Genomic DNA, 25529 nt, shown 5'->3' on the forward strand with positions numbered 1-25529 from the left:
TTTTAGTCTGTTTGGTATTTATTTCTGCATATGATTTGACAAATATAGTTCAAAACAAAGAAGATAAATACAACACCAATTTCTTTCACTTTCCGAAAGGTTGGTTTAACACAACTCATGCAAGGGGGATTCATATGACTTCACAAAACAAAAACAATCATTTACCAGACAGAAGCGAAGTAAAAGAAGAAAACAAATGGCGTCTTGAAGATATTTTTGAAAGCGTCGATGCATGGAACAAGGAATTCGAAGCGGTCAAAAAAGAAATTCCGAAGCTGGCCCAGTTTAAAGGAAAGCTGGCCCATTCTGCTGATGTTCTGTATGAAGCCCTCACCTTTCAGGATCAACTTTCTGAAAAGCTTGGCAAGCTTTATACATATGCGCACATGAAATATGATGAAGATACAACGAACTCATCATTTCAGGCGTTAAATGATAAGGCATCGAATCTATTTACACAGCTGTCTAGTACATCTGCTTATATTGTTCCAGAGATTTTATCGATCCAAGAAGATAAATTGCAGCAATTCATACTAGAAAAAGAAGAATTAAAACTGTATTCACATGCTCTCGAAGAAATTAATAAAGAGCGTCCACATATTTTAAGTGAAGAGCAAGAAGCTTTATTAGCTGAGGCATCTGAACCACTTTCATCTTCATCTACTACCTTTAGTATGTTTAACAACGCCGATATTTCGTTCCCTTCTGTAAAGGATGAGAATGGGGAGGAAAAGAAGATTACCCACGGCAACTTCATCACATTTTTAAATAGTGATGATCGTGAAGTGAGAAGAAATGCCTTTAAAGCTGTGTATAAAACGTATGATCAGTATAAGAATACACTTGCTTCTACACTGAGCGGTTCGATTAAAAAGGATAATTTTTATGCAAAAGTGCGAAATTACAAATCCGCAAGAGAAGCAGCATTATCACGAAACAGCATCCCGGAAGAAGTGTATGACAATCTAATTGATACAGTTCATCAATATTTACCGTTATTACACCGCTATATTGAATTGCGTAAAAAGGTATTAAAGCTTGATGAAGTGCACAATTACGACTTGTATACACCACTTGTGAAAGATGCTGGCATGAAGCTCACCTATGATGAAGCAAAGGATTATATGCTGAAAGGGTTAGCGCCATTAGGAGAAGAATATGTGTCCGTGTTAAAAGAAGGACTCGACAATCGCTGGGTAGACGTTTATGAGAATAAAGGGAAACGAAGCGGTGCTTATTCATCTGGGAGCTATGGTACAAATCCATATATCCTCATGAACTGGCAAAATAATATTGATAATTTGTTTACTCTGGCTCATGAATTTGGGCATTCTGTACACAGCTACTATACAAGAAAGCACCAGCCATATCCGTATGGAAACTATAGTATCTTTGTAGCTGAAGTGGCTTCCACTACAAATGAAGCGTTACTAGGCGAATACCTGCTCAATCATTTAGACGATAAAAAGCAGCGTTTGTATGTGTTAAACCACTTGTTAGAAGGATTTAGAGGAACGGTATTCAGACAAACGATGTTTGCTGAGTTTGAGCATCTTATTCATGTGAAAGCACAAGAAGGAGAGGCTTTAACGCCAGAATTTATGACAAACCTTTATTACGACCTGAACAAGAAGTACTTTGGTGACGGCATGGTGGTTGATAAGGAAATTGGATTAGAGTGGACGAGAATCCCTCATTTTTATTACAACTATTATGTGTATCAATACGCGACAGGCTATAGTGCGGCGCAGGCATTAAGCAAGCAAATCTTACAAGAAGGAAAACCAGCGGTAGAGCGCTATACCGATTTCCTTAAAGCAGGAAGCTCTGATTATCCAATCAATGTGCTGAAAAAAGCAGGGGTTGATATGGCTTCTAAAGAACCAATCGAAGCAGCATGTCAATTGTTCGAAGAAAAACTAAAAGAAATGGAAGAGCTCATCTCCAAAACAGGTGAGTAATGAAAAGACTTCTGTCAGACGTGTGAGTGCTATCTCATCTTTTGACAGGAGTTTTTTTCTCATAAAAAAAGACCTCTTCAGATGTCGAGGCCGTTCCATGTCAATCATCAACCTTTAAAACCTCTAAAGGTCTTACGGTGATTCATTCGATAAAGCGTAAAAAGAATTGAAGCAAATAAGAGTGGAGACGTCAAATAAAGAGGAAGCATCTTCATTAAGCCTAATATATTTAAAAAGAAACATAAGCCAATGGCAACAAGTCCAATAGTTGTGCTGCGCATGCAGATCCCCCCATTTTTTTGTTACTTTTACTATATGAAAGTGACAACCCTCTTATGTTTTGTGACAAAAATATGAACATATAGTATATCTGTTGTCATAAGTCGACAAAATTTGATATACTACAGATGTGAAATTAATCACATACAAACATTACCCCTTTGTTTGACCGTGAAAAATTTCTCCCATCCCCTTTGTTGTCGTTAAGACATAGTGAAACCGCGCTTATCCCGGCGCGGTTTCTTCGTGTTTATAAATGGAACGAATGTTCCTTTTTGGAGTAAAGAAAAACATGGGTCAGCACCCATGTTCATTTTCACAGCGATAGACATCAAGATCTGTATGGTGGTCATTCTCTTTATAGCGCCAAAACATTTCTTGCTGCACTTGTACACGTTCTACCTTTTGAGCGAAAGCCAGCTTCTTCATTTCTCGTTCAACTTCTTCAAGCGTCAGGTCATAGACAACGGCTATCTCTTTTGCGGAAGCAAATTGAAAGTAAGCAATAAACCATTCAATTGGAGGACGTTCTGATGGTGTTGGTTTTTCACCAATCATTTCAAAAAGAATTTCCTCGTATATATCATAAGAGTAGGCACCTGAAATTTTTAATCCTTCGTCTCCATTTACGGTATTAAAAAAGGCGAAGGTCGGAAGCTCAGATACGTCCATTTCAGCTGCAATTTTCATATCACATTGCAGTGCTTTCACAGCACTTTGAGAATGAATGTCGCGCTGGAATTCCTCGATGTCCAGACCAGCACTTTTTGCATTTTCTATCAGTACCTGCTCACTTGTGACATCTTGCTGATGGCAAAAAAGTGATTCTTGAATAAGACGCAAAAATTTCATTCCGCATTTTCTGCCTTGAAGCTCCGCTGCTTTTAGTGCGAGTGAGGCGAGGTAGGGTGATGTCACAATTTGTTCAGACAGCATTTGTTCTTTTTTAGTCTGCGTTTTAGTGGCAAATTTCCCCCATGCTTCAGTCAGTAAATGTTTCTTTCTTTTCCGATTCAAAGCATTAATACTAGAACTTGTTACCGTTCGTAAAGTGAAAAAACGGCCATATTTCATTTTCAACTTTTTAATGGATGGCTCTAATAACCAGCAGTCTGGGCTTAGAGGATCAATGAATACATAGATTTCAATCGGCTTTTGAGGATGTCCGTGACAGTGTGAGAAATATTGATCGTGCGTATTGCAGCTCAAGATCGTCCATCCTTTTCAGGTGTTTGGTTGACCATATGACGAGCCGTCAGAGAAAGTCGTTCAAATAAAAAGTCACGAATATCGCCGGTTAATCCTACTTGATCCATTGCATCCTCCATGCATTCAAGCCATGCGTCAGCCCGCTCCTCAGTAATCGGAAAAGGGAGATGTCTCGCTCGCAGCATTGGGTGGCCATGCTCTTCTGTATAAAGCGGTGGTCCGCCTAAATATTGCGTTAAAAACTGTTTTTGTTTTCTTGCTGTTTCTTTTAAGTCATCCGGGAAAATAGGATGAAGCAAAGGATGACACTTTACATTTTCATAAAAAGTATCAACAAGTTGCGATAGAAGTTCCTCTCCAACCGCTTCGTAAGGTGCGTTAAACGATTGTACCATGTTGACTACTCCTTTTACTCGTAGTTAATAGGATGACTCACCCTATTGCGCATTACATTTATTTCAAAAGTGATATTCAGTTTGTTCTATTTTATTGTTTCTATTCTTGTACTTATTTTAACAACCTCATCTCAATTCCACAAACAAACCGCTTTGGTCTGCTCAAAATAAAGAGAGAATCGGATTCTGTGATCAATTGACCATATCATAACACATTCAGTCAAAAAAGGGGGAAAAGCGACATACAAAAAACCGAAGAGGTTATTCTCTTCGGTTTAAGCGAAATATTGAGCTGTGATTTTCTTGACATAATTTTGTGTTTCTTTAAATGGAGGAATGCCTCCGTATTTATCTACATTTCCTGAGCCTGCATTATAGGCAGCTAAGGCGAGTGAGATATTTCCGTTATATTTATTGAGCATTTGTTTTAAATACTTCGTTCCGCCTTCAATGTTTTGGGACGCATCAAAAGCATTGTTGACGCCAAGTGATTTAGCAGTAGATGGCATGAGCTGCATGAGTCCAAGCGCACCTGCATGGCTGACAGCATTTGTGCGGTAGCCGGATTCCTGCTTGATGACCGCGTGAATCAGCTTTTCGGGAACGCCATGCTTTTGAGCCATTTGTGACACGATTTGATTAATCTCTTTTGATGATGAGCTGCTTGAGACAGCCTTTTGAAGCGGCGGCGTGTAGCTGTTGTTTAAGACATTTCCAATGCCATTCGCTGTATTTAATTGATTGTCATTTGCATATAAAGATTGGGCCTCAAGCTGATCACTGCCGGAAGTGGCAGATAAATATGGGTTTGTACGCGCATATTGCGTGTTTGGAGCCGTTGATGGATCCGTGCCCAAAAAAGCTGAGATGGAAAGCGGGAGACGTGATAATTCCGATCCGCCTAAAAAATCTTGCAGCAGCGACTGAAATGAAGCTTGGGCATTCGATTCTTGACCCCCAGACATTTGCGTTTGTGCTGGATCTGTCTGTAACGTTTTAAGCGCTTGAAGCTGCATAAAGGATTGAAGTTGATTGACGTTCATCATGTTCCTCCTTCAAGGAATTCATCTATTCTGTGTTTTCATTTTTTCTTCATAAAAACGAACGACTTTGTTTTTTGTGTTTCGTACTGGAATATGAAATTTGCGGAGCAATGCGGAGAAAGCGGCTTGTCCGATTTCCAGATCGCTCACTTCAAATTCAAGTTCATAGTCCTCTATTGTTAAATATCGGCTGTGATCCAAAACAATTAAGCCTTCTTGGATCATTTTTTCTGCTCTTGACGTTTCAAGTGAACCAAAGTACACAATTTGATCCTTTTGAATGTTCAGGTGGTCTAATCTCTCTGCAACTTCACCTTCTGGCAGCTTAAAATCGTCAAGTTGAGAAGGGGGAGCAATCGTTTGGTGGGTTTCGAGCAAGCCTATTTCGTGTGGTTCCTTTAATGTGAGCACCCATTGACCGTTTTTTTCTCTCATTCTTAATGCAGCCAATTGAGATTTTATATCAAATTGAGGTGTATCAAAATAATAGTTGGTTTGCGTATGGAAATCCGCATCCTTCAATTGAAAATGCTGTTTCAGCTGTTCAAATTCTTCTTTCATTAATAATTGCTTTAGTTCGATTTCAATTTCCTGTGCCATTTGACATCAACCTTTCATTAGAGGAAATATGATTATTGTACATGAAGTGTGTTCAACATGTAAAAGACTGTTTTTTTCTCTCTATTTTCTTTAGGAATGGACCAAAATGAATGAAGAATCTTGGGAAAGGATCATTTAAAAGAGAAAAACAGGATTTTCTCAAAAAGTTCGGTTTATCAATATTGAACTTGATATGATAAAATAAAGCTGTACTTTGTTGTAAAGGAGATCATGATGCAAAACAGAATTGAAATCACAGAAGCAACTTTAAAAGAAGACAGGCTGATTTTGACAATCCAGTCAGAAGAGCAAATCCAAAAAGCAAAAGCATCAGGACAAATGCTTGTTGATTCTGATCACTTTGCGTTCGTTTACATACTTGAAACCGAGGAGTCCTTTTCGTATCTTATTTTAGGGGAACATACATGGGCTCCATTAAAGGAAGCAATGAATCGTGACATCCCTGTCTATTTGGCATCAGATGAACATTCACTGGAACTCATTCAGCTTCAACAGGAATTACATTATTTAATCGACAATATTAAAGACAATGCCAATTACGGAGATATGGAAGAGAAAGTGAAAAGCACATTCCTCTGAAATAATTAGGTATATGGAATTGGGGGAAGTTTCATGGACAAAAAACAATGGGATCAATTCCTCGCACCGTATAAACAAGCAGTCGAAGAACTAAAAGTGAAACTAAAAGGCATTCGAAAGCTGTATGAATTCGAGGATGACCATTCACCAGTAGAATTTGTCACAGGCCGAGTGAAACCCGTTGCCAGCATATTAGAAAAGGCAAAGCGTAAAAACATCCCGATGCATGAGATTGAAACGATGCAGGATATTGCTGGGCTTCGCATTATGTGCCAGTTTGTAGAAGATATACAAGTCGTGAAAAAAATGCTCCAGTCACGTAAAGATTTTGTGGTTGTAGATAAACGCGACTATATTGCAGAACATAAAGAAAGCGGATACCGCTCTTACCACCTTGTTGTGTTATATCCGCTGCAAACCGTAAGCGGAGAGAAACAGCTCCTCGTCGAAATCCAAATTCGTACGCTTGCGATGAACTTTTGGGCGACCATTGAGCATTCTCTGAATTATAAATATAGCGGGAACATCCCGGAGAAGGTCAAGCTGCGCCTTCAAAGAGCATCTGAGGCAGCATCTCGTCTCGATGAAGAAATGTCCGAAATTAGAGGGGAAATTCAAGAAGCACAAGTGGCATTTTCCCGGAAAAAGAAAAACGACAGCTGAGCCAGTTTGATCAAATATGATGCTGCCCTCTCATAGCAGCAAGGTGAAAAAGGAGAAGAATTCATGAAATTTGCAGTTTCTTCAAAAGGGAATTCTGTATCTGACACGCTCAAAAGTAAAATTCAGACTTACTTATTGGATTTTGGTATGGAACTAAATGAAGAGGAACCGGATCTTGTCATTACGGTTGGTGGAGACGGCACCCTTCTTTATGCGTTTCACCGTTATAGCGACCGTCTAAATGAAACAGCTTTTGTCGGTGTTCATACAGGTCATCTTGGCTTTTATGCTGACTGGGTGCCGAGTGAAATTGAAAAACTCGTCTTAGCCATTGCGAAAACGCCTTATCATATTGTGGAATATCCGATCTTAGAAGTCATTGTCAGATACAACGACGGCGGCAGAGAAGAGAAATATTTAGCAATGAATGAATGTACAATTAAAAGCATGGAAGGGACACTTGTGGCAGATGTTGAAATCAGAGGCCAGCTGTTTGAAACATTTAGAGGTGACGGTCTTTGTCTGTCTACACCATCTGGCAGTACGGCCTATAATAAGGCACTGGGTGGCGCCATTATTCACCCTTCCATTAGAGCCATTCAGCTGGCAGAAATGGCTTCAATCAACAACCGAGTGTTTCGGACGGTCGGTTCACCGCTTATTTTGCCTGACCACCATACTTGTGTGATTAAGCCGAGGAATGATGTCGATTTTCAGGTGACCATTGATCATTTAACACTGCTTCATAAAGACGTCAAATCCATTCAATGCCGGGTGGCAGACGAGAATGTCCGTTTTGCCAGATTTAGACCGTTTCCGTTTTGGAAAAGGGTGCAAGATTCCTTTATCGGAAAAGGAGAATAAGAAAGAGGTTGTTCCCGCTGGAATACTTTACGTTAAACAAAACCATAACAGCCAAAGAAGAAGGGCTGCTTTTAAAGGAATATTTAATTGATCTTGGCATTTCGAAAAGAATGCTGACAGATATTAAGTTTGCTGGCGGTGACCTCCTCATTAATGGAGAGCATGTTACCGTGAAGTGCGAGCTACATGAAGGGGACAGGCTCACCATTTTATTTCCCGAGGAAAAAGTGAGTGAAGGACTAAAGCCTGCACCGATTCCACTTGATATTATATTTGAGGACGAGCATGTCCTTGTGCTGAATAAAAGGCCGTATATTCCTTCAATCCCTTCTCGGGAGCACCCTGAGCACAGTATTGCGAATGGATTGCTGCATCATTATGCCAAGCAGTCTGTTCGGCATACGGTCCATTTGGTGAACCGTCTTGATCGTGACACATCTGGCGTCATGCTTGTGGCGAAGCATCGCTTTGCCCATAGCCTTTTATCAAAGGCGCAAAAAAGTGGAGCGGTTAAGCGAACATACAGAGCGTTTACACATGGCATGATCACAGAAAAACATGGAACGATCGCTGCAAAAATTGCCCGAAAAGGGGATAGTATCATCGAGCGGATGGTTGATGATACTGGGCAGAACGCAGTGACGCATTATTCCGTGCGAGCGGTAATCGCTGAGTTGAACATGTCGGATGTGTCTCTCTCGCTTGAAACCGGAAGAACACATCAAATTCGTGTTCATATGCAATTTCTTGGGCATCCGCTCATCGGAGATACGCTGTATGGCGGAACGACCGAGCGGATAGACCGGCAGGCACTGCATAGTGAAACCCTTGTATTTCCTCATCCGATGACAGGTGAGCAAATGACATTTTCAGCCCCGCTTCCTGATGATATGAAATCATTGCTTTTTTAAATAGAGAAACCCGGTCACCTGCAGCGCAGGGCCGGGTTTTTTATGATGTGAAATGCTGAAATCTTGACTCATCATAAGGCATGGATGAAGGAACGGAGACCGTTTTAAGCTCAGGGTATGTGAGGGCAGACAGCTGGTTGCCAAATACGCAGCCTGTATCAATATTGACGGTTCTGCCAACGAATCGAGGTTCTTTCACTGGTGTATGGCCGTACACAATCCACGGTTTTCCGTGATACTCCTTTGCCCAGTCTTTCCGAACAGGCCGTCCATCTGGCCATGTTTCTCCTGTGACGGCACCAAATAATAGATAGGACCGCATCTGTTTATTCGGCTTTTTTCCAATATCCTTTTCCTTCATCGCTGCGTGCGCAATAATCAGCTCATCAGGAATAAGTACATCATAAAGCGGAGCCTTCTCGAATAACTGCTTAAATTCATGTGACAATTTGTTTTGTTCATGAATTGGCAGTTTTTTTATTTCGTTCACTGTGGTTTCGATGCCATGAAGCAATTTGACGGGATTTCCTTTTAAATAGCGGTAAAGCTTAAAGCAATGGTTGCCAGGTACATAGCGGATTGCGCCGTGTGAATAGGCATGAATGACAAATCGCATGACGTCTACTGACTGAGGTCCACGATCTGTTAGATCACCAATAAGGGCCAGCGTTCTCTTATCAGGATGGACGGGTAATCCATGTTTGAGTTCATATCCTAGTTTGTGTATGAGGGTAAGCAGCTCTTCGTAGCAGCCGTGGATATCGCCAATAATATCGAATTTCATAAGGTTTCCTCCTGATTTTTTTCATCCATTCGTCGGATATAAAGAAGTTTGAATTTTAGAAAATATAACGAATGGCTTTCATTTCATTTGGGCAATTGTTAGAATCAATGCTTTAACGTAAGACTTAAAAAATTAAACATGAATGTTAGGAGGCTTTAGCCAATGGAGCATACATCTGTTTCATCACTCGTTGTCGTTATCATTGTCGCCTTTTTCACCCCTATTTTATTGCACCGATTTAAGCTGACCATTCCGGTCGTTGTAGCTGAAATCATCATGGGGCTCATCATTGGGAAAAGCGGTCTTCAACTGGTTGTCGAACATGATGCGTGGTTAGATACATTATCCATGCTCGGTTTTATTTTTCTGATGTTTTTAAGTGGGCTTGAAATAGATTTTTCTTCTTTTGAGTCAAAGAAGAAAGCAAGAGAACTTCCAAATGGTTTAAAAGAACCAAATACATTTAAAGCAGCCACCATTGTTTTTCTTGGGGTATTTTGTATTTCCTTTATCCTGTCCTATGCGTTTGTACTCGCAGGGTTTATCCAAAATGCTTTTTTAATGACGCTCATTATCTCTACCATCTCATTAGGCGTAGTGGTTCCAACTTTAAAAGAGGAAAAGTTGATGCAGACGAATATCGGTCAAATCATTCTGCTTGTAGCTGTCATTGCCGATTTGGTCACGATGATTTTGCTTGCTGTGTTTTCCTCCATTTATGGAGATGGAACAGGGAACATGTGGCTCCTGCTCTTATTATTTGCTGCAGGCATTCTTCTTTATTTATTTGGCCGCGTATTTAAGACAAAGTCAATTTTTCAGTCGATGTCTAAAGGGACCGTGCAAATTGGGACAAGGGCAATCTTTACTCTCATTATAGTCTTAGTTGCCTTATCTGAATCACTCGGGGCTGAAAATATTCTAGGGGCGTTTTTAGCTGGCGTGCTTGTGTCCCTTCTTTCACCAAATAAAGAGCTCGTTCAGCAGCTGGACTCATTTGGCTATGGATTTTTAATCCCGATCTTTTTTGTGATGGTCGGAGTAGATCTGAATATATGGGCACTGTTTAAGGACCCGACGATTATGATCATGATTCCGCTGCTGTTTATTGCGCTGCTTATAAGTAAGCTCATCCCGATTCTTTATTTGAAAAAATGGTATGACATGAAAAAGGTCATTGGCTCCGGCTTTTTATTAACTTCAACGCTATCTCTCGTCATTGCAGCTGCGACGATTGGTGAGCGGCTCGGTGTCATTGATCATAAAATGTCAGGGGCGCTGATTTTAGTTGCTGTGCTAACGAGTATTTTAACACCTGTTTGGTTTAAAGCGCTGTTTAAAAAAGAACAAGCGGCAAGCCATAAGAAGCGTGTGACCTTTATTGGAGCAAATCAGCTGACCTTACCTGTCACACTTGATTTACATCAGGATGAATATGACATTCGGATTTTGCATGTTTTTCAAGAAAATAAGGAAGCACTGCTGGCAGACTCTATCTTTGAAGTCGAATCAATTGAACAATACGATGATGAGACGCTGAGAAAGGCAGGCGTCGGCCAAGAAGATGTCCTAGTCGTCGCAACAGGCAGTGAGACGAAAAATAAGGAAATTGCTTTATTTGCAAAAGAAGAAGGTTCAAAACAAGTCATTGCAAGTGTCAACAAAGCAGAGGCAGAGCTGACATTGAAGGAAGCGGGAATTGATACGTTTTCTACTTTCCTGTCATCTAAAACGGTGCTAAGAGCTTTGATTGAAGCACCTGATGCGATTCGATTGCTAACAAATGAGGATTCTTCTTTGTATCAAATTCAAATGAACAATCATCGTTATCATAATGTCATGCTGAGAGAATTTCCTTTCACCGGTGATTTGGTATTTGTCCGTATTTTCAGAGGGATAGACAGCTTAGTACCGCATGGAGATACTACACTCAGAAGCGGCGACCGTGTGCTTGTATCGGGCTCCCGGGAGTATGTGGCAGGACTAAGAGCCCAATTAGAATGACAATGAACCCTTGACCAATGAACAATTCCTGATTAAGATAGAGGTACAACATCATATATTTGATCCACTAGGGGAGTCCTTTAAAAGGGCTGAGATAAAAGTGTCGACTTTTAGACCCTCATTACCTGAACAGGTTCATACCTGCGTAGGGAAGTGGTGCGGTTTTTGACTATGCTTTTTACAAATTCCAAGCCACTTTCCACGCGGAAAGTGGCTTTTTTATATGGAAAAACAGGAGGAGAGAAACATGACGTTTTCAACAGAATGTAAAGAGGCTGCAGCAGCATGGTGGAATGGAAGCTTTACACATCCTTTTGTCAAAGGGATTGGAGATGGCACACTTTCACTCGATCGTTTCACCTATTACGTGATGCAGGATTCGTATTATTTAACTCATTTTGCAAAGGTGCAGGCATATGGAGCGGCGATGAGTGAGGACTTACATACGACGGGCAGAATGGCGTATCATGCCCAGGGCACGTATGAAGCAGAGCTGTCGCTGCATAGGAAATTTACAGAGCTTCTGCAGATTTCTGATGAAGCCATTGAGAACTTTAAGCCTTCTCCCACTGCTTATGCGTATACCTCTCATATGTACCGATCTGTAAAAAGCGGTCGGTTTGAAGAGATTTTAGCCGCGTTATTACCGTGTTACTGGCTCTATTATGAGGTAGGTGAAAAGCTGAAACAAACAACACCTGACCATCCAATTTACCAAGAATGGATTTTGACATACGGAGGCGATTGGTTTAAGGAACTCGTCTTTGAACAAGTGAACCGCTTTGATGAACTAGCAGAAAAAGCACCAGACCATGTACGGGCCAATATGAAAGAAAATTTCGTGATTTCAAGCTATTATGAATATCACTTTTGGGAGATGGCGTATCAAAAAGAAATGTGGCAAACAGCATGCTTAGATGGGGTTGGTGCAAATGGAACTCCACGCAGTGACAAATGATTCCCTTCCTGCGGGTGAACTGATCAAACAAATAAAAGCCATAGCGTCTGAAGTGGATTTTATTCATATTCGGGAACGGTCTAAAACAGCAAGTGAGCTTGTTGATCTCGTGAAGAATCTCCTTTTAGAAGGTGTACCGAAAGAAAAGCTCGTCATCAATGACCGAGTAGACGTTGCGCTGCTTACCAATATTCACAGGGTGCATCTACCGGGCCACAGCTTTTCGCCAAAAGAACTGCGAAAAAAATTTCCTCACCTTCATGCGGGAGTATCTGTCCATTCGATAGAAGAAGCGAAAGCAGCAGAGAAAAATGGAGCAGAGTATGTCATGTTTGGGCACGTATATGCCACCTCTTGTAAACCAGGACTTCAGGCAAGAGGTGTACAGCTTGTGAAGAAACTGACTTCTGCACTAACAATTCCAGTGGTGGCCATCGGCGGGGTGACCCCAGAACGAGTTCCAGAATTGAAACAGGCAAATGTGAAAGGAATTGCTGTCATGTCTGGGATTTTTGCTCATCATCAGCCGCGTATGATGGCACAAGCATTTTCTGAAAAGGTAAAGGAGAATCCTTATGAAAAAGCATTATGACGTTGCAATCATTGGTGGTGGAATCATAGGGATGTCCATCGCTTATCACCTTGCAAAAGCAGGAAAACAGGTGGTCTTATTTGAAGCGAATGAGATAGGGAAGCAAACGACAAGTGCGGCTGCCGGGATGCTCGGTGCACATGCGGAAGGAGAGGGTCATGAGGATGTTTTCTTTCAGGCAGGCAGAGCAAGCCAGGCATTGTACGAAAAATTAAAAGTCGATCTTCTTCATGAATCAGGCATTGATATTCGAACTTCAGCGGGCGGTATCATGAAGGTCGCCTTTACAGAAGAAGAGAAACAAGCCCTTTGCCGGATGCAGCATTTGTCTACATTTAAATGGCTTGACGCAAGCAGCGTAAAAAAATGCATGCCTCAAGTTACAGATCACATGCTGGGAGCAGGTTTGATTGAAGAGGATGTGCATGTGGAACCTTACGCTGTATGCAGGGCTTTATGGCAGGCGGCTGTCCGGTACGGGGCAGATGTGAAAGAGTGTACACCTGTGATCGAAGTGAAGCGGGACAAAGAAGCGTTAACTGTCAGAACAACGAAGGGCACATTCACATGTGATGACCTGACAGTCGCAAGTGGTGTATGGTCTGGCCGTTTTTTTGAAGAACTCGGATTATCTCATTCTCTTTATCCAGTAAAAGGGGAATGTGTGTCTGTATGGAATAATGGTCCGGCGCTCGCACACACCATTTATCATGATCATTGTTATATCGTTCAGCGAGATAGCGGAAAGCTTGTTATCGGCGCAACAATGAAGCCAAACGAGTGGCAGGCTGTTCCAACGCTTGGCGGCATGGAAGCTGTGATTCAAAAGGCGTCTCAGCTTATGCCTTCTATTAAGGAGATGCCGATTGAAGAGTGCTGGGCTGGCCTTCGTCCGGCGACAAACGACCGGCATCCTTATATCGGAAGACTTCCAGAAGACAAGCGTATTCTTTTTGCTGCAGGGCATTACAGGAATGGCATTTTACTTGCGCCGATTACTGGAGAAATCATTCGTGACCTGATATTAGACGAACCGGTCAAAGAGGAATGGCTTCATGCGTTTCGTATTGGACGAAAGGAGGCACTATTCGTATGAAGATTCAATTGAATGGCAGAATCGTTGATTTCGATCAAGAGAATGGAACGATCTATGATCTGCTATCAGCCTATCAGCTTGAAAACCGTGTGGTGATCGTTGAAAAGAACCATGAAATCATTGATAAAGAAGCGTTTCAACAAGTAGAAATTCAACCAAATGACACGATTGAAATCGTTCATTTTGTAGGAGGAGGATGATCCAATGCTGCACATTGGCGGAAAAACATTCACATCAAGACTATTACTCGGAACAGGAAAGTACCCATCATTTGAGGTTCAAAAAGAAGCGGTGAACGTATCGGAAGCCGAAATTTTAACCTTTGCCGTCAGAAGAATGAACATATTCGAAGCATCTCAGCCTAATTTTTTGGAGCAGCTTGATTTATCAAAATATACGCTGCTTCCGAATACAGCTGGAGCAAGTACAGCAGAAGAGGCAGTGCGTATTGCCCGTTTAGCAAAGGCTTCTGGGCTTTGTGACATGATCAAGGTAGAAGTCATTGGCTGTTCAAGGTCTCTTCTGCCAGATCCAGTTGAAACATTAAAAGCATCTGAAATGCTGCTCGAAGAAGGATTTATCGTGCTGCCATATACATCTGATGATGTGGTGCTGGCAAGAAAATTAGAAGAACTCGGTGTCCATGCCATCATGCCTGGTGCTTCACCGATTGGTTCAGGCCAAGGCTTACTAAATCCTTTGAATCTCTCATTTATTATCGAGCAGGCGAAGGTGCCGGTCATTATTGATGCTGGCGTAGGTTCTCCGAAGGATGCAACTTATGCGATGGAGCTTGGAGCTGACGCTGTATTACTAAATACCGCTGTGTCCGGTGCAAAGGATCCTGTGAAAATGGCAAAAGCAATGAAACTGGCGATTGAATCAGGAAGACTAGGCTATGAGGCAGGACGTATTCCGCTGAAAAACTATGGGACAGCGAGCAGTCCACAGGAAGGAATGCCGGCATTTTGAGCACTCGTTATTCACGCCAAGAGCTTTTTCAGCCAATTGGAACAGAGGGACAAAAGCGGCTAAATGACTCAAAGGCGGTCATTATTGGAGCGGGGGCACTTGGAACCGCAAGTGCTGAAATGCTCGTTCGTGCCGGCGTTGGTTCTGTCACCATTTTGGACCGAGATTATATTGAATGGAGCAACCTTCAGCGTCAGCAGCTTTACACGGAGCAAGACGTGAAGGATCGGCTGCCAAAAGCTGTGGCGGCTGAAAAAAGACTCAAGCAAGTAAACAGTGACGTGCACATCAAAGGAATCGTGATCGATGTGACTGCTCACAATATTGACGAACTTGTCAGTGAGGCTTCAATCATTGTCGATGCAGCGGATAATTTTGAGGTAAGAATGATTGCAAATGATGCCGCTGTCAAACATCAAATTCCGTTCCTTTATGGGGCCTGTGTAGCAAGTTACGGCATTCAATTCACTGTGATCCCTGGTGAGACGCCGTGTTTACACTGTCTGCTTGAACATTTGCCCGCACAAGGCATGACATGTGATACAGCAGGTATCATCAGTCCAGTTGTGCAGCAGGTGGCCGCATATCAAGTGGCAGATGCACTTAAATATTTAACAGGACATCAAGTGACGCCAATTTTAAAATCCTTCGATTTATGGAAAAATGAACGGTCTGATATTCGATCGGCCGCGTCTTTAAAGAAGAAGCAATGTCCAAGCTGTGGACTGAAGACGTATCCATTTCTTTCATATGACAAGAGAGCGAAGGCAGATGTACTATGCGGCCGCAATACGGTACAAATCCGCAGTGCAGCAGAAACACCGCCGCCTTTACATGAAGTTGCTCTTCGGTTAAAGAAAGCAGGAATGGATGTGCTTGAGAATCCATATTTGCTTTCGTGTCAAAAGGATGAATTTAAACTTGTCTTATTTAAAGATGGCAGAGCACTTGTTCATGGTACGAATGATATTGCCAAAGCAAGAACTATTTATCATCAATGGATTGGCTAATGAGAGGTGTGAAGAAATGATCAAAAAAGCATTCACAATCGCGGGTTCTGATTCTGGCGGCGGAGCAGGCATTCAGGCAGATTTGAAAACCTTTCAGGAGCTAGGTGTGTACGGAATGTCTGCGATCACAGCGATTACTGCGCAAAACACACTAGGTGTTCACGGGATATACCCGCTTTCAATTGAGGCGTTAGAGCGTCAAATAGATGCAGTGGCAGAAGACTTACTGCCTGATGCCGTCAAAACAGGGATGCTGTGGAGTGCAGACATGATCAAAATCGTTGCTGAAAAAACGGTTCAATATGAAATGAAGCTGATTGTAGATCCAGTCATGATCGCAAAAGGAGGAGCCTCTTTATTAAATGAAGATGCGGTCTCTGCGATGAAAACACACTTGCTGCCTGTCAGCTATGCTGTAACACCGAATCTTCCTGAGGCAGAAGTACTAACAGGCATACGTATTCAGACGAAAGAGGACCGCTATGTGGCAGCGGAGCGTCTTTATGAGCTTGGCACGAAACATGTCGTGATCAAAGGCGGCCATGGTCCGTCTGATGGGATGATTTCAGACCTGCTGTATGATGGAAAAGGCTTTATTGAAGTCACAAATGAACATATTGATACACCACATACACATGGTACAGGCTGCACGTTTGCAGCAGCATTAACAGCTGAAATTGCGAAAGGATATTCGATGAAGGAAGCCTTTGAAACAGCAGAAACCTTTGTCCATGAAGCCATTAAATTCCCTTTACGTATTGGATCTGGACATGGGCCTACGAACCATTTTGCTTATCAGCAAAACAGAATCAAACGATAACGGAATCGAACCGTCTTCACTTGTGAGGGCGGTTTTTTCGCGAAAATGAAACTTTCTTTCAGCGGAAATTGTCATTCTCTTATGATCTATGATAATATTATGATCAGGTACTAATACTATGTCTTGAAAAAATAGGAGGCTTTATTACATATGAACTTTTCTTTAGAAGGCCGTAATATCGTGGTGATGGGTGTTGCCAATAAACGAAGCATCGCTTGGGGAATTGCCCGCTCACTTCATGAAGCTGGAGCTCGTTTGATTTTTACTTATGTTGGAGATCGTCTTGCTGAATCGGTAAAAGAGCTGGCAAGCACACTTGAGCGTGATGATTCAATTATTCTTCCATGTGACGTGACAAGTGACGAAGAAATCGAAAAATGTTTCGCTGCAATTAAAGAAAAAGTACAAGTCATTCATGGCGTTGCGCATGCCATTGCATTTGCAAACAAGGAAGAGCTTGTTGGCGAATACTTGAACACGAATCGTGAAGGTTTCCTTTTGGCGCACAACATTAGTGCATACTCATTAACTGCTGTAGCAAAAGCAGCACGTCCATTAATGACAGAGGGTGGAAGCATTGTGACGCTTACATACCTAGGCGGAGAACGTGTTGTATCAAACTACAACGTAATGGGTGTAGCGAAAGCATCACTTGAAGCAAGTGTGAAATATTTAGCAGCTGATTTAGGCGCAGAAGGCATCCGCGTGAACAGTATTTCTGCTGGTCCAATTCGTACGTTATCTGCAAAGGGCATCAGCGGCTTTAATACCATTCTGAAGGATATTGAAGAGCGTGCACCGCTCCGCCGTACAACAACCCCTGAAGAAGTTGGCGATACAGCTCTATTCTTATTCAGTGATCTATCTCGCGGCATGACAGGTGAGAATCTGCATGTTGATTCTGGCTTCCATATCATTGCCCGCTAAACGAATACAAGACTTGCAGCATACCGATGAAGGGTATGCTGTTTTTTTATTTTTCTTCTGATTTGAGGCCTCCGTTCATATATATAAGGAATGAATCATTCGGGAGGGATTAGTATGTCAAATAAAGGTGATGAGAATCAAAAGCCGCTGATGTATATTGTTCAGCCGAGCTATCAAGAATCAAAGCCGGCCATGCAAAATATTGTGAGAAAGCGAAAGAAATCAGAAAAACAGCCAGAAAGTGAGACCAATGCAAAAGATGTGATCGAAGAAAGCAAGCAGGAGGAACCTGCAGCTCAAGAAATAGAGCATAAAAAAGAAGCCGAGCCGCCTAAACTTCAACATGAACGAGATATAACTCAAGAAGCTGAGTTTACAGAAGAACAAGAGATCCCACAAGAAGCAGGGCCTTCACAGGAACAAGAGGATACACAAGAAGCCGAGCCTGCGCAGGAACAAGAGATCACACAAGAACCAGAGCTCATACAAAAGCGAGAGTCTCAAGAAGAAGAGGGAAATCAGCCAGAAGGTGTCTTTCATGAAACAAAAGAAGAACCAAGAAGAAAACGAGTGAAAAAGCCTTTAAGTCAGATGAGTATTGATGAAAAAGTCGATTTTCTCACAAGACTGCCTCATAATATGCCAAGGGCTCTTTGTCTGATTGAAGCTGATGGTAAAACATATCGAGGGATCATCATGGATCGAAAAGATGATACTGTGATCATTCGTACAGCAGGCGGGGGAAATCCAGTCGAATTAGCGATTGCTGAGATTTCTTCCATCCACCCGCTAGGTTTTTAATTAATAAAAAAAGTCCCATTTAGGGACTTTTTTTGTTAGCAGTTACGATTTATGAGTCGTGGGTTTAGGCACTCGATTGCGCAGAAGCAGTCAAGGTCTACTTCAACGCAATACTTCGATTTTTCTAATCGGAACACATCACATAGGGAATCTTTATCTGTAAAATCTAAAATATGACGGTCTTTGTCAAATGCGATAAGCAAGCTGAGTGTTGCACAGTGATCACAGATATGTTCGACTCTGAAAAATGCAGTACTGAAGCAAGGGCCTGCATCTACTTCTCCGACGTTTCCGAATGCGACGAATGGTTTTGATTTGGATGTAAAGAGAACAAACGGGACAGTGTCACCTAATGAATGTGATGGAGAAAGGAGATTGCTGTAACAGCTGGTCGGGCAATCTTCTTTGACAGCATTTTGCAAGTCGCTAATGTTTTCAACAGCCTCTGTTACACAGCTCCATGAATGATTGCGGCTCATATTCAACCCTCCTATACTAGGAAATTTGTTTGAGTGTTTGAGCACTGTCATCATCTTCAAGCTATCTTTGCCGGCTCGTGCATCTACTTTTAACCAATGCGGAAGCAGCCGCTTCTTATGCTGACTGCTCCGCATGATTGGCTGTCATTCGTGAGGAAGGGGATGCTTTGACTCATGACAAGTTAGATGAGTGGCCTGTTGATTTAGCCGTGGTGATGATGCTTTTTATCTTTTGATGGCATGACTCTGTCGACAAGCTCTGGGTTTAAGCATTGGATTGCGCAGAAGCAGTTTAGATCAACCTCAATACAAAAGTCCGTTTTTTCTAGACCAAAGAAGTCAGGGTCACAAGGGTGACACACGCTTAGCGTATGTCCGTGTACATCAACAGGTCTTAATACAGATAACGTAGCACAGCAGTCGTGTAATTTTTCAACCCGGAAGAAAATAGATTCGAAGCATTGGCAATCGTCAACGAATCCTCCGATGTTTCCGAAAGTAGAGAACAACCCGCCCTTTTTATCAAAAAGTAAAAACGGAATCGTATCTTTTCCAGAAACTGTTGGGCTTAATAAATTACTGTAGCAGCTCGTAGGACATTTATCTTCTACAGCTTCCTGCTCTGCTAAAATCTTATCAACCGCATCGCATACACAGTTTTCATCATGTCGGCCATGGTGTTTTCCGCAGCTCATGGATTTCAGCTCCTTTAACAAGGTATTTGACTTTAGTCCTTAACAACATATGTATGCGCCCTCTAGTTGGTGTGGGTAAATGACCATTTATATTTGATGTATTTTGATAAAAGGAAAAGCAGAGCTTTTCGCTCTGCTTTTGTACATTAGAGGATACCGATTGCAACGATTGTCGCAACAAGTGTTTGAGTAAGTGTTTGGATTGCGATAGAGATGTCCGCATCGATTGTAGATACTGTAACGTTTCTTGAATTTTCGATGACAAGTTTTTGGCGGTTTGTTTGTTTGTGAGTAGCGGCTTGTAAAAGATCCTGCGTAACGCGGTCTGCCAAATCACCGTCAGCGATTGAGATATTTGTAATAGTGATGATCGCTGTTTGAATCGCTACTTGGATAGATGCTGCAACCTGTGCATCAACAGAAGAGACGTTAATGTCACAAGAGTCTCTGACGATAATGACTTCTTCAGATGTCTGCTTTGTGAAACTTACTTGATCCAAGTCTTGTAAGACATCTTCATCATCATAATAGTCGTCACAAAGTGCTTTTCTTTCATAGTTGCAATCGTCGTGGTGTCTGTGGTGTCCGTGATGTCCGTGGTGTGTACAGTTACGATCTAGAGCGACCCAAGAATATGGTTTAGAATCCATTTCTATTCCTCCTTCCGTTTACTTTATTAAATGCTGGAATGCGTGGTTTTGTCTCGGGCATTTACCCTAGCAGGCAACCCATTTTTATTTAATCGTTATTACGCTGCGCATCACGGCGTTGCTGAATACGATTTCGAAGTGAATTTCGTTTTGGACGTACTTTTGGTTCAGGCTCTACTTGTTCCGGCTGTTTTGCTGCCTCAGCCTGCCTTTTTTTCTCCTGCTGCTGTTCTACGAAATCATTTGCTTTCTTTTGCAAGTCCTCCACTAATTTCAAAATCATTCTTCTTTGATCATCTGAGATATTTGCTTTCTGATCATCAGTAATATTGTTTTTGTTTAACACATCACTGACAAGAAGACTTGTTAATGGATCAATATCAGTATTGATTTGAAACTCCTTTTTTTCGTTCTCTTCAGCCACGATGATTTCACCTCTTTCATACGTCATGTTAGAAAAAGAAAGGGTCAAAGAATGCCGGCTTCAACTAAGAGTACATTCAATGTTTGAGTGAGAATTTGGACGGAGTTCATAATGGATGCATCTGATAATGTAATCGTAATGTTATGGCAGTTGATGATTTGAATCACAGTTTTCTTTTGGACTGTCACTTGTTGTGTGGATAAAAGCTGATCTGTGATGTCGGCAGCCACTTCATCGTCTGGTACAAGAATTTGGATTAAAAGAGTAATGATTGTCGTTACGGTCGCTTGAAGGGAGAGTGCAGCTGTTACATCTGTTTTATGAATTGTGACATTTTCGGAATCTTTGATCTCAATGAAATCATCATAATTGCTGATTAATTCGTTTAACAGTTGTGTATATAATATTTCAGCACTTTCTTCAATAGACAATACTTTCACTCCTTTCTTATCTATACATTATTTAATGCAGCAAGGACGCAAGGTGGAATCGGAAAGTGTGAAAAAGTACAACCCAATTTTATTTCCGCTTGATTCATCATGACGGTCTTTTTTCTTGCATATATAAAGAAAGGACGGAAAAAGAAGAAAGAAGGAGGTGGAGGCTTCTGAGCGGTGCTTTGTCATTTGTCGTGTTTGCCCTCGCATCCTTTAGACTGACGAGACTGATTGTGTTTGATACCATTACGGCCCCTTTCCGCCGTCTATTTCATGAAGAACAGGAAGAGGTAAACGAACAAGGTGAGGTCGAAACATATATCATCATTAAAGGGGAAGGACTGCGGTCTTGGGTTGGAGAACTGTTAAGCTGTTATTGGTGTACTGGCATATGGTGCACTGCTGCCTTACTTCTGATATACATATTTTTTCCTGTCATCAGCATGTGGCTTAATTTACTATTAGCGATTGCCGCAGCAGCAGGCATCATTGAAGCGGTCGTCTCAAAGCTTGTGAAATAAACAGGCATTCTGATCAGACACGCTTTCAACAAATGCATATACTATCATGGAATAGGAAAGGAAGGGTTGCGATGAAACCAAACGAAACGCCGTCACATACGCTTCAAGGTTATCCAGCGCAGTCAAATCAACAATCTGTATATACGAAGAAAATCAAGAAAACAGGCTGCGGCTGTGGAAACAAAAAGAAACCTCAATAGAAGAGAAAAACAAAAGCCGGATTTATCCGGTTTTTTTGTTGCCCTTTTTTTGAGTGATGCATATGTAAGAGGGAAGGGGTGACCAGAATGGATGCATTCGAACAATTAATTGGTTCCTTGTTCACTAAACCCCATGATGGGAAAGAACAAGCGCACGAGAAGGCTGAAATGGATCTAACGGATAAAGCGAATGATCTTGAGGAGCACTTAAAAGAATTTGGCGTGAAGATGGAGGCTTTTGCGAAAGAAACAGAAGCATTCATGATGCGTCATAGAGAGGCAGATTACGTATTTAAACAGCAGAAATAAAAATTCCGCACTTTTTTATGTGATCGTCCAAACCATTTCTTTCATTTTTCATACTTTGTAAGGGAGAAGAGGAGGTGCTTATATATGAGTTGTTACGGTGGCGGTTCTTGCGGCGGCTACGGAGGTGGCTACGGCGGCGGATATGGATCAACATTTGTTCTTGTCGTTGTGCTTTTCATCCTTCTAATTATCGTTGGTGCTTCTTTCTTTAACTACTAAAAAGTAAGAAGGTGAGGGAAGCAAGGGGGAAGCCTTTTGCTTTCCTTTCTCTTTGATCAAACAAGGTTTTAGGATAGGCACATATCCCGCCTATTTTCATATAGTAAGGTGATTACTCCACAAAGAGGAGGCAAATGAATGGATAATAAATTCTTTAAAAGCGTAGAAAACAAAACCGGTGTGAATATGAATGATGTGTTTAAACTTGCAGGTTCTTTGCAAAATGCCAACTTTAAAGATGAGAATACCGTTCGAGGTGTCATTAAAAAAGTAGCGCAGCTTGCGAACAAACGTGTACCTAAAGAAATGGAAGACAAAATCGTTCAATCGATTACTAGTGGAAAAGAAAAGCTTGATTTCAATACAATCTCTAAAATGATGAACAACAAAAAATAAACAACAGGCTCTCCGTTTAAAGGGGGGCCTGTTGTTTTTGCGTAAATAATTCACGGTTTTTCTTTAGAAGAGGATATAAAAAGCGAGAACGATGAGCCGTTTTTCCTCGTCTAAATGATGGAACAGACAGATAAAGAGATTGTTCAGCTCTTGTCATGGCAACGTATAATAAACGGCGCTCTTCTTCCAGCGCTTCTTCATCACCGTTTCTGAGTTCATCCAGTGAGAAATCATGGGGCAGTGCCCCGTCGACCACACAAGTGATGTATACTGTCTGGAACTCAAGTCCCTTTGCGCGGTGGATCGTCATGAGCTGAACACCGGGTTCATCTGTTTTTTCCTTTTCGGCAGACTTCATATGTTCGGCATGTGCGAGAAAGGCTTCAATCGTTTCAAAGCGTTTGGCGGCTGTTTTCACATCACGTACATCATCCGCTCCTTTTTCAAGTACATTCGTATCGTTCACCCGTTTTTTTAAGTAATCCCCGAGTCCCATCTTTTGTTCAATAAATGTCACTGCGTCCGATGGCTTTAACGTCCGTAACGTTCGGAACAAAGGAACAATTGATTGCAGCTTTTTCCGCTGAAACGGCTTTATATCTGTCAGTTTTCCGAGCGCTTCTACCATTGAGCAATCTTCTGTGATGGTCAGTGCCTTTAGTGTATTCAGGGTTTGCTGCTTTAAAAAGAAAACCGGCAGCAGCTGTTTTATGGCGGCCACATCATCTGCATCCTGACTTAAGGAAAGAAAGGCGAGGAGAACCCGAACCATTCGTCTGCTGTAGAAGGCTTTGACGCCGGCATCCGTTTCATACGGAATGGCCGATTGATGCAGCCGTTCATAAATCGCACGGCCGCCTGTATTCGTTCGAAACAGCACGCAGAAGTCATTCGGCTTTGCACCGTTTTTAATTTTCTCCTGAATATCTGCGACAATCATCGTCGCTTCCTCTTCTTCATCATATGGATAAAAAAGCGTCGGGGGAATTTTCTCCGCGCGCACGGCTTTTAACGTCTTCTCATAGCGATGCTGATTTTTCTTAATAATCGCATCAGCACTTGCGACAATCGTATGGTGAGACCGGTAATTCGCATGTAAATGGACGATCTGAGCCGAAGGATAGTCCTGTTTGAATTCAAGAATGAAAGCAGGATTGCTCCCTCTAAAGGCGTAAATGGCTTGATCATCATCACCTACACAAAATAACTGCTCTGATTCTCCGGATAAAAGCTGAATCAATTGATATTGTACTGGGTTAATATCCTGAAATTCATCCACTAAAATATACTGGAATCGTTCTTGATACCGTTTTAGCAGTTCGGGCTGTTCTGTCAGCATATGTAAGCAGGCAATCGCCATATCATCAAAGTCAAATTGCTGATTGTCTCGTTTTTGCTGTTCATATGATTGATAGATCGTCCACATATGTTTTTCCTTTTCATCCTTCAAATCAGGAAGTTCACCTGGTAAAAAGGCATTTTTCCAATAGCCGATCGATTGCAGTACTTGATCAGTAGGGTAGTCTTTTTCATCAAGCCCTTCATTCATTATGGCTTTTCGAATGTATTGCTCCTTTTGCCAGTCAAACTTGATCAGATGCTGGCCGTTCCATTTGCTTGCGTCATCGTGAAGCAGCATTTTATAAAAAAGACTGTGGAAGGTGCCTGTCACTACTTGGCTGGCTTGTGAAGGATGAAGCTGGTATTGCTTGCGCAGCCTTTCTTTCATCTCACTGCTCGCTTTGGTCGTGAAGGTCACGAGTAAAATATGATGAGCAGGAATATGATGATGGGACATGAGATAAGCCGCTCTAGCCGTCAGGACTCTTGTTTTCCCGCTGCCGGCACCAGCCAGCACAAGCATCGGACCATCTTGATGTGTGACAGCTTGAAGCTGCGGTGTGCTGAAGGTGATATGCGGAAAGAGGTCGATCGTATGAACTTGTTCATTCTCTTCTAAATGTAAGGCGTCGCTAAATTGAATTGACCTAGGTTCCTGCCAGTCATATGATTCGTTCGTTTGCGAGATGATCTGTTTCCCGGTTGGAAAACGGAAGCCGCCAAGTTCTTTATAAGAATCTCTTTCCTCTTGATCTGCCGTTTTATTGTGATCAGCTTTTTCACAAATCTCTTGCTGAGACATGTGCTTATGAATAAAGGCAGGTTCATCATGTATATTTAATCTAAAAAAGACCGGTTGTCCGCAATATGGGCAGAATAATTGTCCTTTTTTTCCCTCGTCATGGAGGAATTGATAGTGTTCTCTCGAATACGTATGTAATGAGATCGTTCGATCATGTCGTCGTGCGCATTTCAAAGCTAGTCCTCCAATAGTCAATCAATCTTAAAATGAAACACATCTAATCATATCAAATGAGGCGTGTTTCAAACAGTCATAATTAGGGAATAGTAGAATAGAAGAGAAGCAAAGGAGGCGTTCTTGATGGGATATATAGCCCCGATTCAGCCGGATCTGTATTTTCAATATATCAATCGTCCAGCTCCTCAAGATAAAGAAGACTATGCGAAAGTAACAAAGGTTACTCGCACCTTTCATGACAAGATATACAGAGAGCTGGAGAAAAAAGAGGACTTAGTGACAGAAGCGGAAACGAAAGTACAGCAAAAAAAGCGGGAACGCTTTGTACGAGATATGTTTATGGAGGAAGGCAAGGGCATTCATATCAATACGTATATATAAATGATTGCG

Annotated in this window: 33 protein-coding genes and 1 riboswitch; of the genes, 21 read left to right on the forward strand and 12 right to left on the reverse strand. The window is 41.8% G+C overall.

Features of this window, described 5'->3' with window-relative positions; all coding sequences use genetic code 11:
• Positions 1–134 precede the first annotated feature (134 nt).
• Positions 135–1961: an oligoendopeptidase F gene (gene pepF / locus NSS65_RS05655; RefSeq protein ID WP_309300292.1), complete on the forward strand. Its 1827-nt coding sequence runs from the start codon at positions 135–137 to the stop codon at positions 1959–1961.
• A 107-nt stretch (positions 1962–2068) separates the two neighbouring features.
• Here pepF and NSS65_RS05660 read toward each other — a convergent pair whose 3' ends face one another.
• The 5 genes from NSS65_RS05660 to NSS65_RS05680 form a co-directional block, all read right to left on the reverse strand.
• Positions 2069–2242, reverse strand: coding sequence for a hypothetical protein (locus tag NSS65_RS05660; RefSeq protein WP_024425034.1), 174 nt, complete (start codon positions 2240–2242; stop codon positions 2069–2071).
• Between the two features lie 295 nt (positions 2243–2537).
• Positions 2538–3449 carry a ClpXP adapter SpxH family protein gene (locus NSS65_RS05665; protein ID WP_024425033.1) on the reverse strand — a complete coding sequence of 304 codons (912 nt, stop codon included), beginning with the start codon at positions 3447–3449 and terminating at the stop codon, positions 2538–2540.
• Entirely contained in the window at positions 3446–3844 is a 399-nt protein-coding gene (locus tag NSS65_RS05670; protein ID WP_008355333.1) for a thiol management oxidoreductase, read from the reverse strand. The genes NSS65_RS05665 and NSS65_RS05670 overlap by 4 nt, the downstream gene beginning before the upstream one ends.
• A gap of 275 nt (positions 3845–4119) precedes the next feature.
• A complete protein-coding gene (locus NSS65_RS05675) occupies positions 4120–4887 on the reverse strand; it encodes a lytic transglycosylase domain-containing protein (RefSeq protein WP_034282051.1) in 768 nt (255 codons plus the stop codon).
• 21 nt (positions 4888–4908) lie between these two features.
• Entirely contained in the window at positions 4909–5487 is a 579-nt protein-coding gene (locus NSS65_RS05680; protein ID WP_326135033.1) for a CYTH domain-containing protein, read from the reverse strand.
• 234 nt (positions 5488–5721) lie between these two features.
• Here NSS65_RS05680 and NSS65_RS05685 point away from each other — a divergent pair, with 234 nt between their 5' ends.
• The 4 genes from NSS65_RS05685 to NSS65_RS05700 all read left to right on the forward strand — a co-directional run bounded on the left by NSS65_RS05685 (position 5722) and on the right by NSS65_RS05700 (position 8525).
• Positions 5722–6087, forward strand: a complete 366-nt coding sequence (locus NSS65_RS05685) for a hypothetical protein (RefSeq protein WP_034282045.1) — start codon at positions 5722–5724, stop codon at positions 6085–6087.
• 33 nt (positions 6088–6120) lie between these two features.
• Positions 6121–6750: a GTP pyrophosphokinase family protein gene (locus tag NSS65_RS05690; RefSeq protein ID WP_024425028.1), complete on the forward strand. Its 630-nt coding sequence runs from the start codon at positions 6121–6123 to the stop codon at positions 6748–6750.
• A gap of 63 nt (positions 6751–6813) precedes the next feature.
• Positions 6814–7614 (forward strand): NAD kinase, encoded by an 801-nt coding sequence (locus NSS65_RS05695; protein WP_003211364.1) that lies wholly within the window; start codon positions 6814–6816, stop codon positions 7612–7614.
• Between the two features lie 8 nt (positions 7615–7622).
• Positions 7623–8525: an RluA family pseudouridine synthase gene (locus NSS65_RS05700; protein ID WP_111927237.1), complete on the forward strand. Its 903-nt coding sequence runs from the start codon at positions 7623–7625 to the stop codon at positions 8523–8525.
• A 40-nt stretch (positions 8526–8565) separates the two neighbouring features.
• Here NSS65_RS05700 and prpE read toward each other — a convergent pair whose 3' ends face one another.
• Complete coding sequence (gene prpE / locus NSS65_RS05705) at positions 8566–9309, reverse strand: bis(5'-nucleosyl)-tetraphosphatase PrpE (RefSeq protein ID WP_326135035.1); 744 nt, start codon at positions 9307–9309, stop codon at positions 8566–8568.
• Between the two features lie 162 nt (positions 9310–9471).
• Here prpE and NSS65_RS05710 point away from each other — a divergent pair, with 162 nt between their 5' ends.
• The 10 genes from NSS65_RS05710 to NSS65_RS05755 all read left to right on the forward strand — a co-directional run bounded on the left by NSS65_RS05710 (position 9472) and on the right by NSS65_RS05755 (position 18489).
• A complete protein-coding gene (locus NSS65_RS05710; RefSeq protein WP_214755268.1) occupies positions 9472–11313 on the forward strand; it encodes a monovalent cation:proton antiporter family protein in 1842 nt (613 codons plus the stop codon).
• Positions 11314–11372: 59 nt separating this feature from the next.
• Positions 11373–11482: riboswitch (TPP riboswitch) on the forward strand.
• A 78-nt stretch (positions 11483–11560) separates the two neighbouring features.
• Entirely contained in the window at positions 11561–12271 is a 711-nt protein-coding gene (gene tenA, locus NSS65_RS05715) for a thiaminase II (RefSeq protein ID WP_075622823.1), read from the forward strand.
• A complete protein-coding gene (gene tenI / locus NSS65_RS05720) occupies positions 12246–12863 on the forward strand; it encodes a thiazole tautomerase TenI (protein ID WP_081124264.1) in 618 nt (205 codons plus the stop codon). The genes tenA and tenI overlap by 26 nt, the downstream gene beginning before the upstream one ends.
• A complete protein-coding gene (thiO, locus tag NSS65_RS05725; protein WP_214755267.1) occupies positions 12847–13959 on the forward strand; it encodes a glycine oxidase ThiO in 1113 nt (370 codons plus the stop codon). The genes tenI and thiO overlap by 17 nt, the downstream gene beginning before the upstream one ends.
• The gene (gene thiS / locus NSS65_RS05730) at positions 13956–14159 is read left to right on the forward strand and encodes a sulfur carrier protein ThiS (protein ID WP_024426466.1); all 204 of its coding nucleotides are present in this window, start codon (positions 13956–13958) and stop codon (positions 14157–14159) included. The genes thiO and thiS overlap by 4 nt, the downstream gene beginning before the upstream one ends.
• A gap of 4 nt (positions 14160–14163) precedes the next feature.
• The gene (locus NSS65_RS05735) at positions 14164–14931 is read left to right on the forward strand and encodes a thiazole synthase (RefSeq protein ID WP_214755266.1); all 768 of its coding nucleotides are present in this window, start codon (positions 14164–14166) and stop codon (positions 14929–14931) included.
• Complete coding sequence (locus NSS65_RS05740; protein ID WP_214755265.1) at positions 14928–15941, forward strand: thiazole biosynthesis adenylyltransferase ThiF; 1014 nt, start codon at positions 14928–14930, stop codon at positions 15939–15941. Before NSS65_RS05735 ends, NSS65_RS05740 begins: the two co-directional genes overlap by 4 nt.
• Positions 15942–15957: 16 nt before the next feature.
• Positions 15958–16761, forward strand: a complete 804-nt coding sequence (thiD, locus tag NSS65_RS05745; protein WP_046310584.1) for a bifunctional hydroxymethylpyrimidine kinase/phosphomethylpyrimidine kinase — start codon at positions 15958–15960, stop codon at positions 16759–16761.
• 150 nt (positions 16762–16911) lie between these two features.
• Positions 16912–17688, forward strand: a complete 777-nt coding sequence (gene fabI, locus NSS65_RS05750) for an enoyl-ACP reductase FabI (protein WP_024425017.1) — start codon at positions 16912–16914, stop codon at positions 17686–17688.
• A gap of 114 nt (positions 17689–17802) precedes the next feature.
• Complete coding sequence (locus NSS65_RS05755) at positions 17803–18489, forward strand: CotO family spore coat protein (RefSeq protein WP_326135037.1); 687 nt, start codon at positions 17803–17805, stop codon at positions 18487–18489.
• 35 nt (positions 18490–18524) lie between these two features.
• Here the strand turns inward: NSS65_RS05755 and NSS65_RS05760 are convergent, their stop codons facing one another.
• From NSS65_RS05760 to NSS65_RS05780, 5 genes are all read right to left on the reverse strand, one after another.
• Entirely contained in the window at positions 18525–18968 is a 444-nt protein-coding gene (locus NSS65_RS05760) for a CotY/CotZ family spore coat protein (RefSeq protein ID WP_024426462.1), read from the reverse strand.
• Between the two features lie 203 nt (positions 18969–19171).
• Positions 19172–19663, reverse strand: coding sequence for a CotY/CotZ family spore coat protein (locus NSS65_RS05765; RefSeq protein WP_003211658.1), 492 nt, complete (start codon positions 19661–19663; stop codon positions 19172–19174).
• A 146-nt stretch (positions 19664–19809) separates the two neighbouring features.
• Entirely contained in the window at positions 19810–20313 is a 504-nt protein-coding gene (locus NSS65_RS05770; RefSeq protein ID WP_034282028.1) for a spore coat protein, read from the reverse strand.
• 88 nt (positions 20314–20401) lie between these two features.
• On the reverse strand, positions 20402–20737 hold the full coding sequence (locus tag NSS65_RS05775; protein ID WP_034282321.1) for a hypothetical protein: 336 nt from the start codon (positions 20735–20737) through the stop codon (positions 20402–20404).
• Positions 20738–20781: 44 nt separating this feature from the next.
• Positions 20782–21177 carry a spore coat protein gene (locus NSS65_RS05780; protein WP_223250954.1) on the reverse strand — a complete coding sequence of 132 codons (396 nt, stop codon included), beginning with the start codon at positions 21175–21177 and terminating at the stop codon, positions 20782–20784.
• Between the two features lie 167 nt (positions 21178–21344).
• Between NSS65_RS05780 and NSS65_RS05785 the strand changes: the two genes are divergently transcribed.
• The 5 genes from NSS65_RS05785 (at position 21345) to NSS65_RS05805 (ending at position 22819) form a co-directional block, all read left to right on the forward strand.
• Entirely contained in the window at positions 21345–21695 is a 351-nt protein-coding gene (locus NSS65_RS05785) for a DUF1360 domain-containing protein (protein ID WP_044334792.1), read from the forward strand.
• A 71-nt stretch (positions 21696–21766) separates the two neighbouring features.
• A complete protein-coding gene (locus NSS65_RS05790) occupies positions 21767–21895 on the forward strand; it encodes a hypothetical protein (protein WP_255290946.1) in 129 nt (42 codons plus the stop codon).
• A gap of 87 nt (positions 21896–21982) precedes the next feature.
• Positions 21983–22204, forward strand: coding sequence for a hypothetical protein (locus NSS65_RS05795; protein WP_034282024.1), 222 nt, complete (start codon positions 21983–21985; stop codon positions 22202–22204).
• 84 nt (positions 22205–22288) lie between these two features.
• Positions 22289–22423: a YjcZ family sporulation protein gene (locus NSS65_RS05800; RefSeq protein WP_034282023.1), complete on the forward strand. Its 135-nt coding sequence runs from the start codon at positions 22289–22291 to the stop codon at positions 22421–22423.
• A 138-nt stretch (positions 22424–22561) separates the two neighbouring features.
• Complete coding sequence (locus NSS65_RS05805) at positions 22562–22819, forward strand: stage VI sporulation protein F (protein ID WP_034282022.1); 258 nt, start codon at positions 22562–22564, stop codon at positions 22817–22819.
• A 16-nt stretch (positions 22820–22835) separates the two neighbouring features.
• Here the strand turns inward: NSS65_RS05805 and NSS65_RS05810 are convergent, their stop codons facing one another.
• Positions 22836–25136: an ATP-dependent helicase gene (locus tag NSS65_RS05810; protein ID WP_326135038.1), complete on the reverse strand. Its 2301-nt coding sequence runs from the start codon at positions 25134–25136 to the stop codon at positions 22836–22838.
• Positions 25137–25262: 126 nt separating this feature from the next.
• Between NSS65_RS05810 and NSS65_RS05815 the strand changes: the two genes are divergently transcribed.
• Complete coding sequence (locus NSS65_RS05815; protein ID WP_024425007.1) at positions 25263–25520, forward strand: hypothetical protein; 258 nt, start codon at positions 25263–25265, stop codon at positions 25518–25520.
• Positions 25521–25529: the final 9 nt, after the last annotated feature.

This window comes from Bacillus sp. FSL K6-1006 (assembly GCF_038593175.1).
GTDB lineage: Bacteria > Bacillota > Bacilli > Bacillales > Bacillaceae > Bacillus > Bacillus safensis.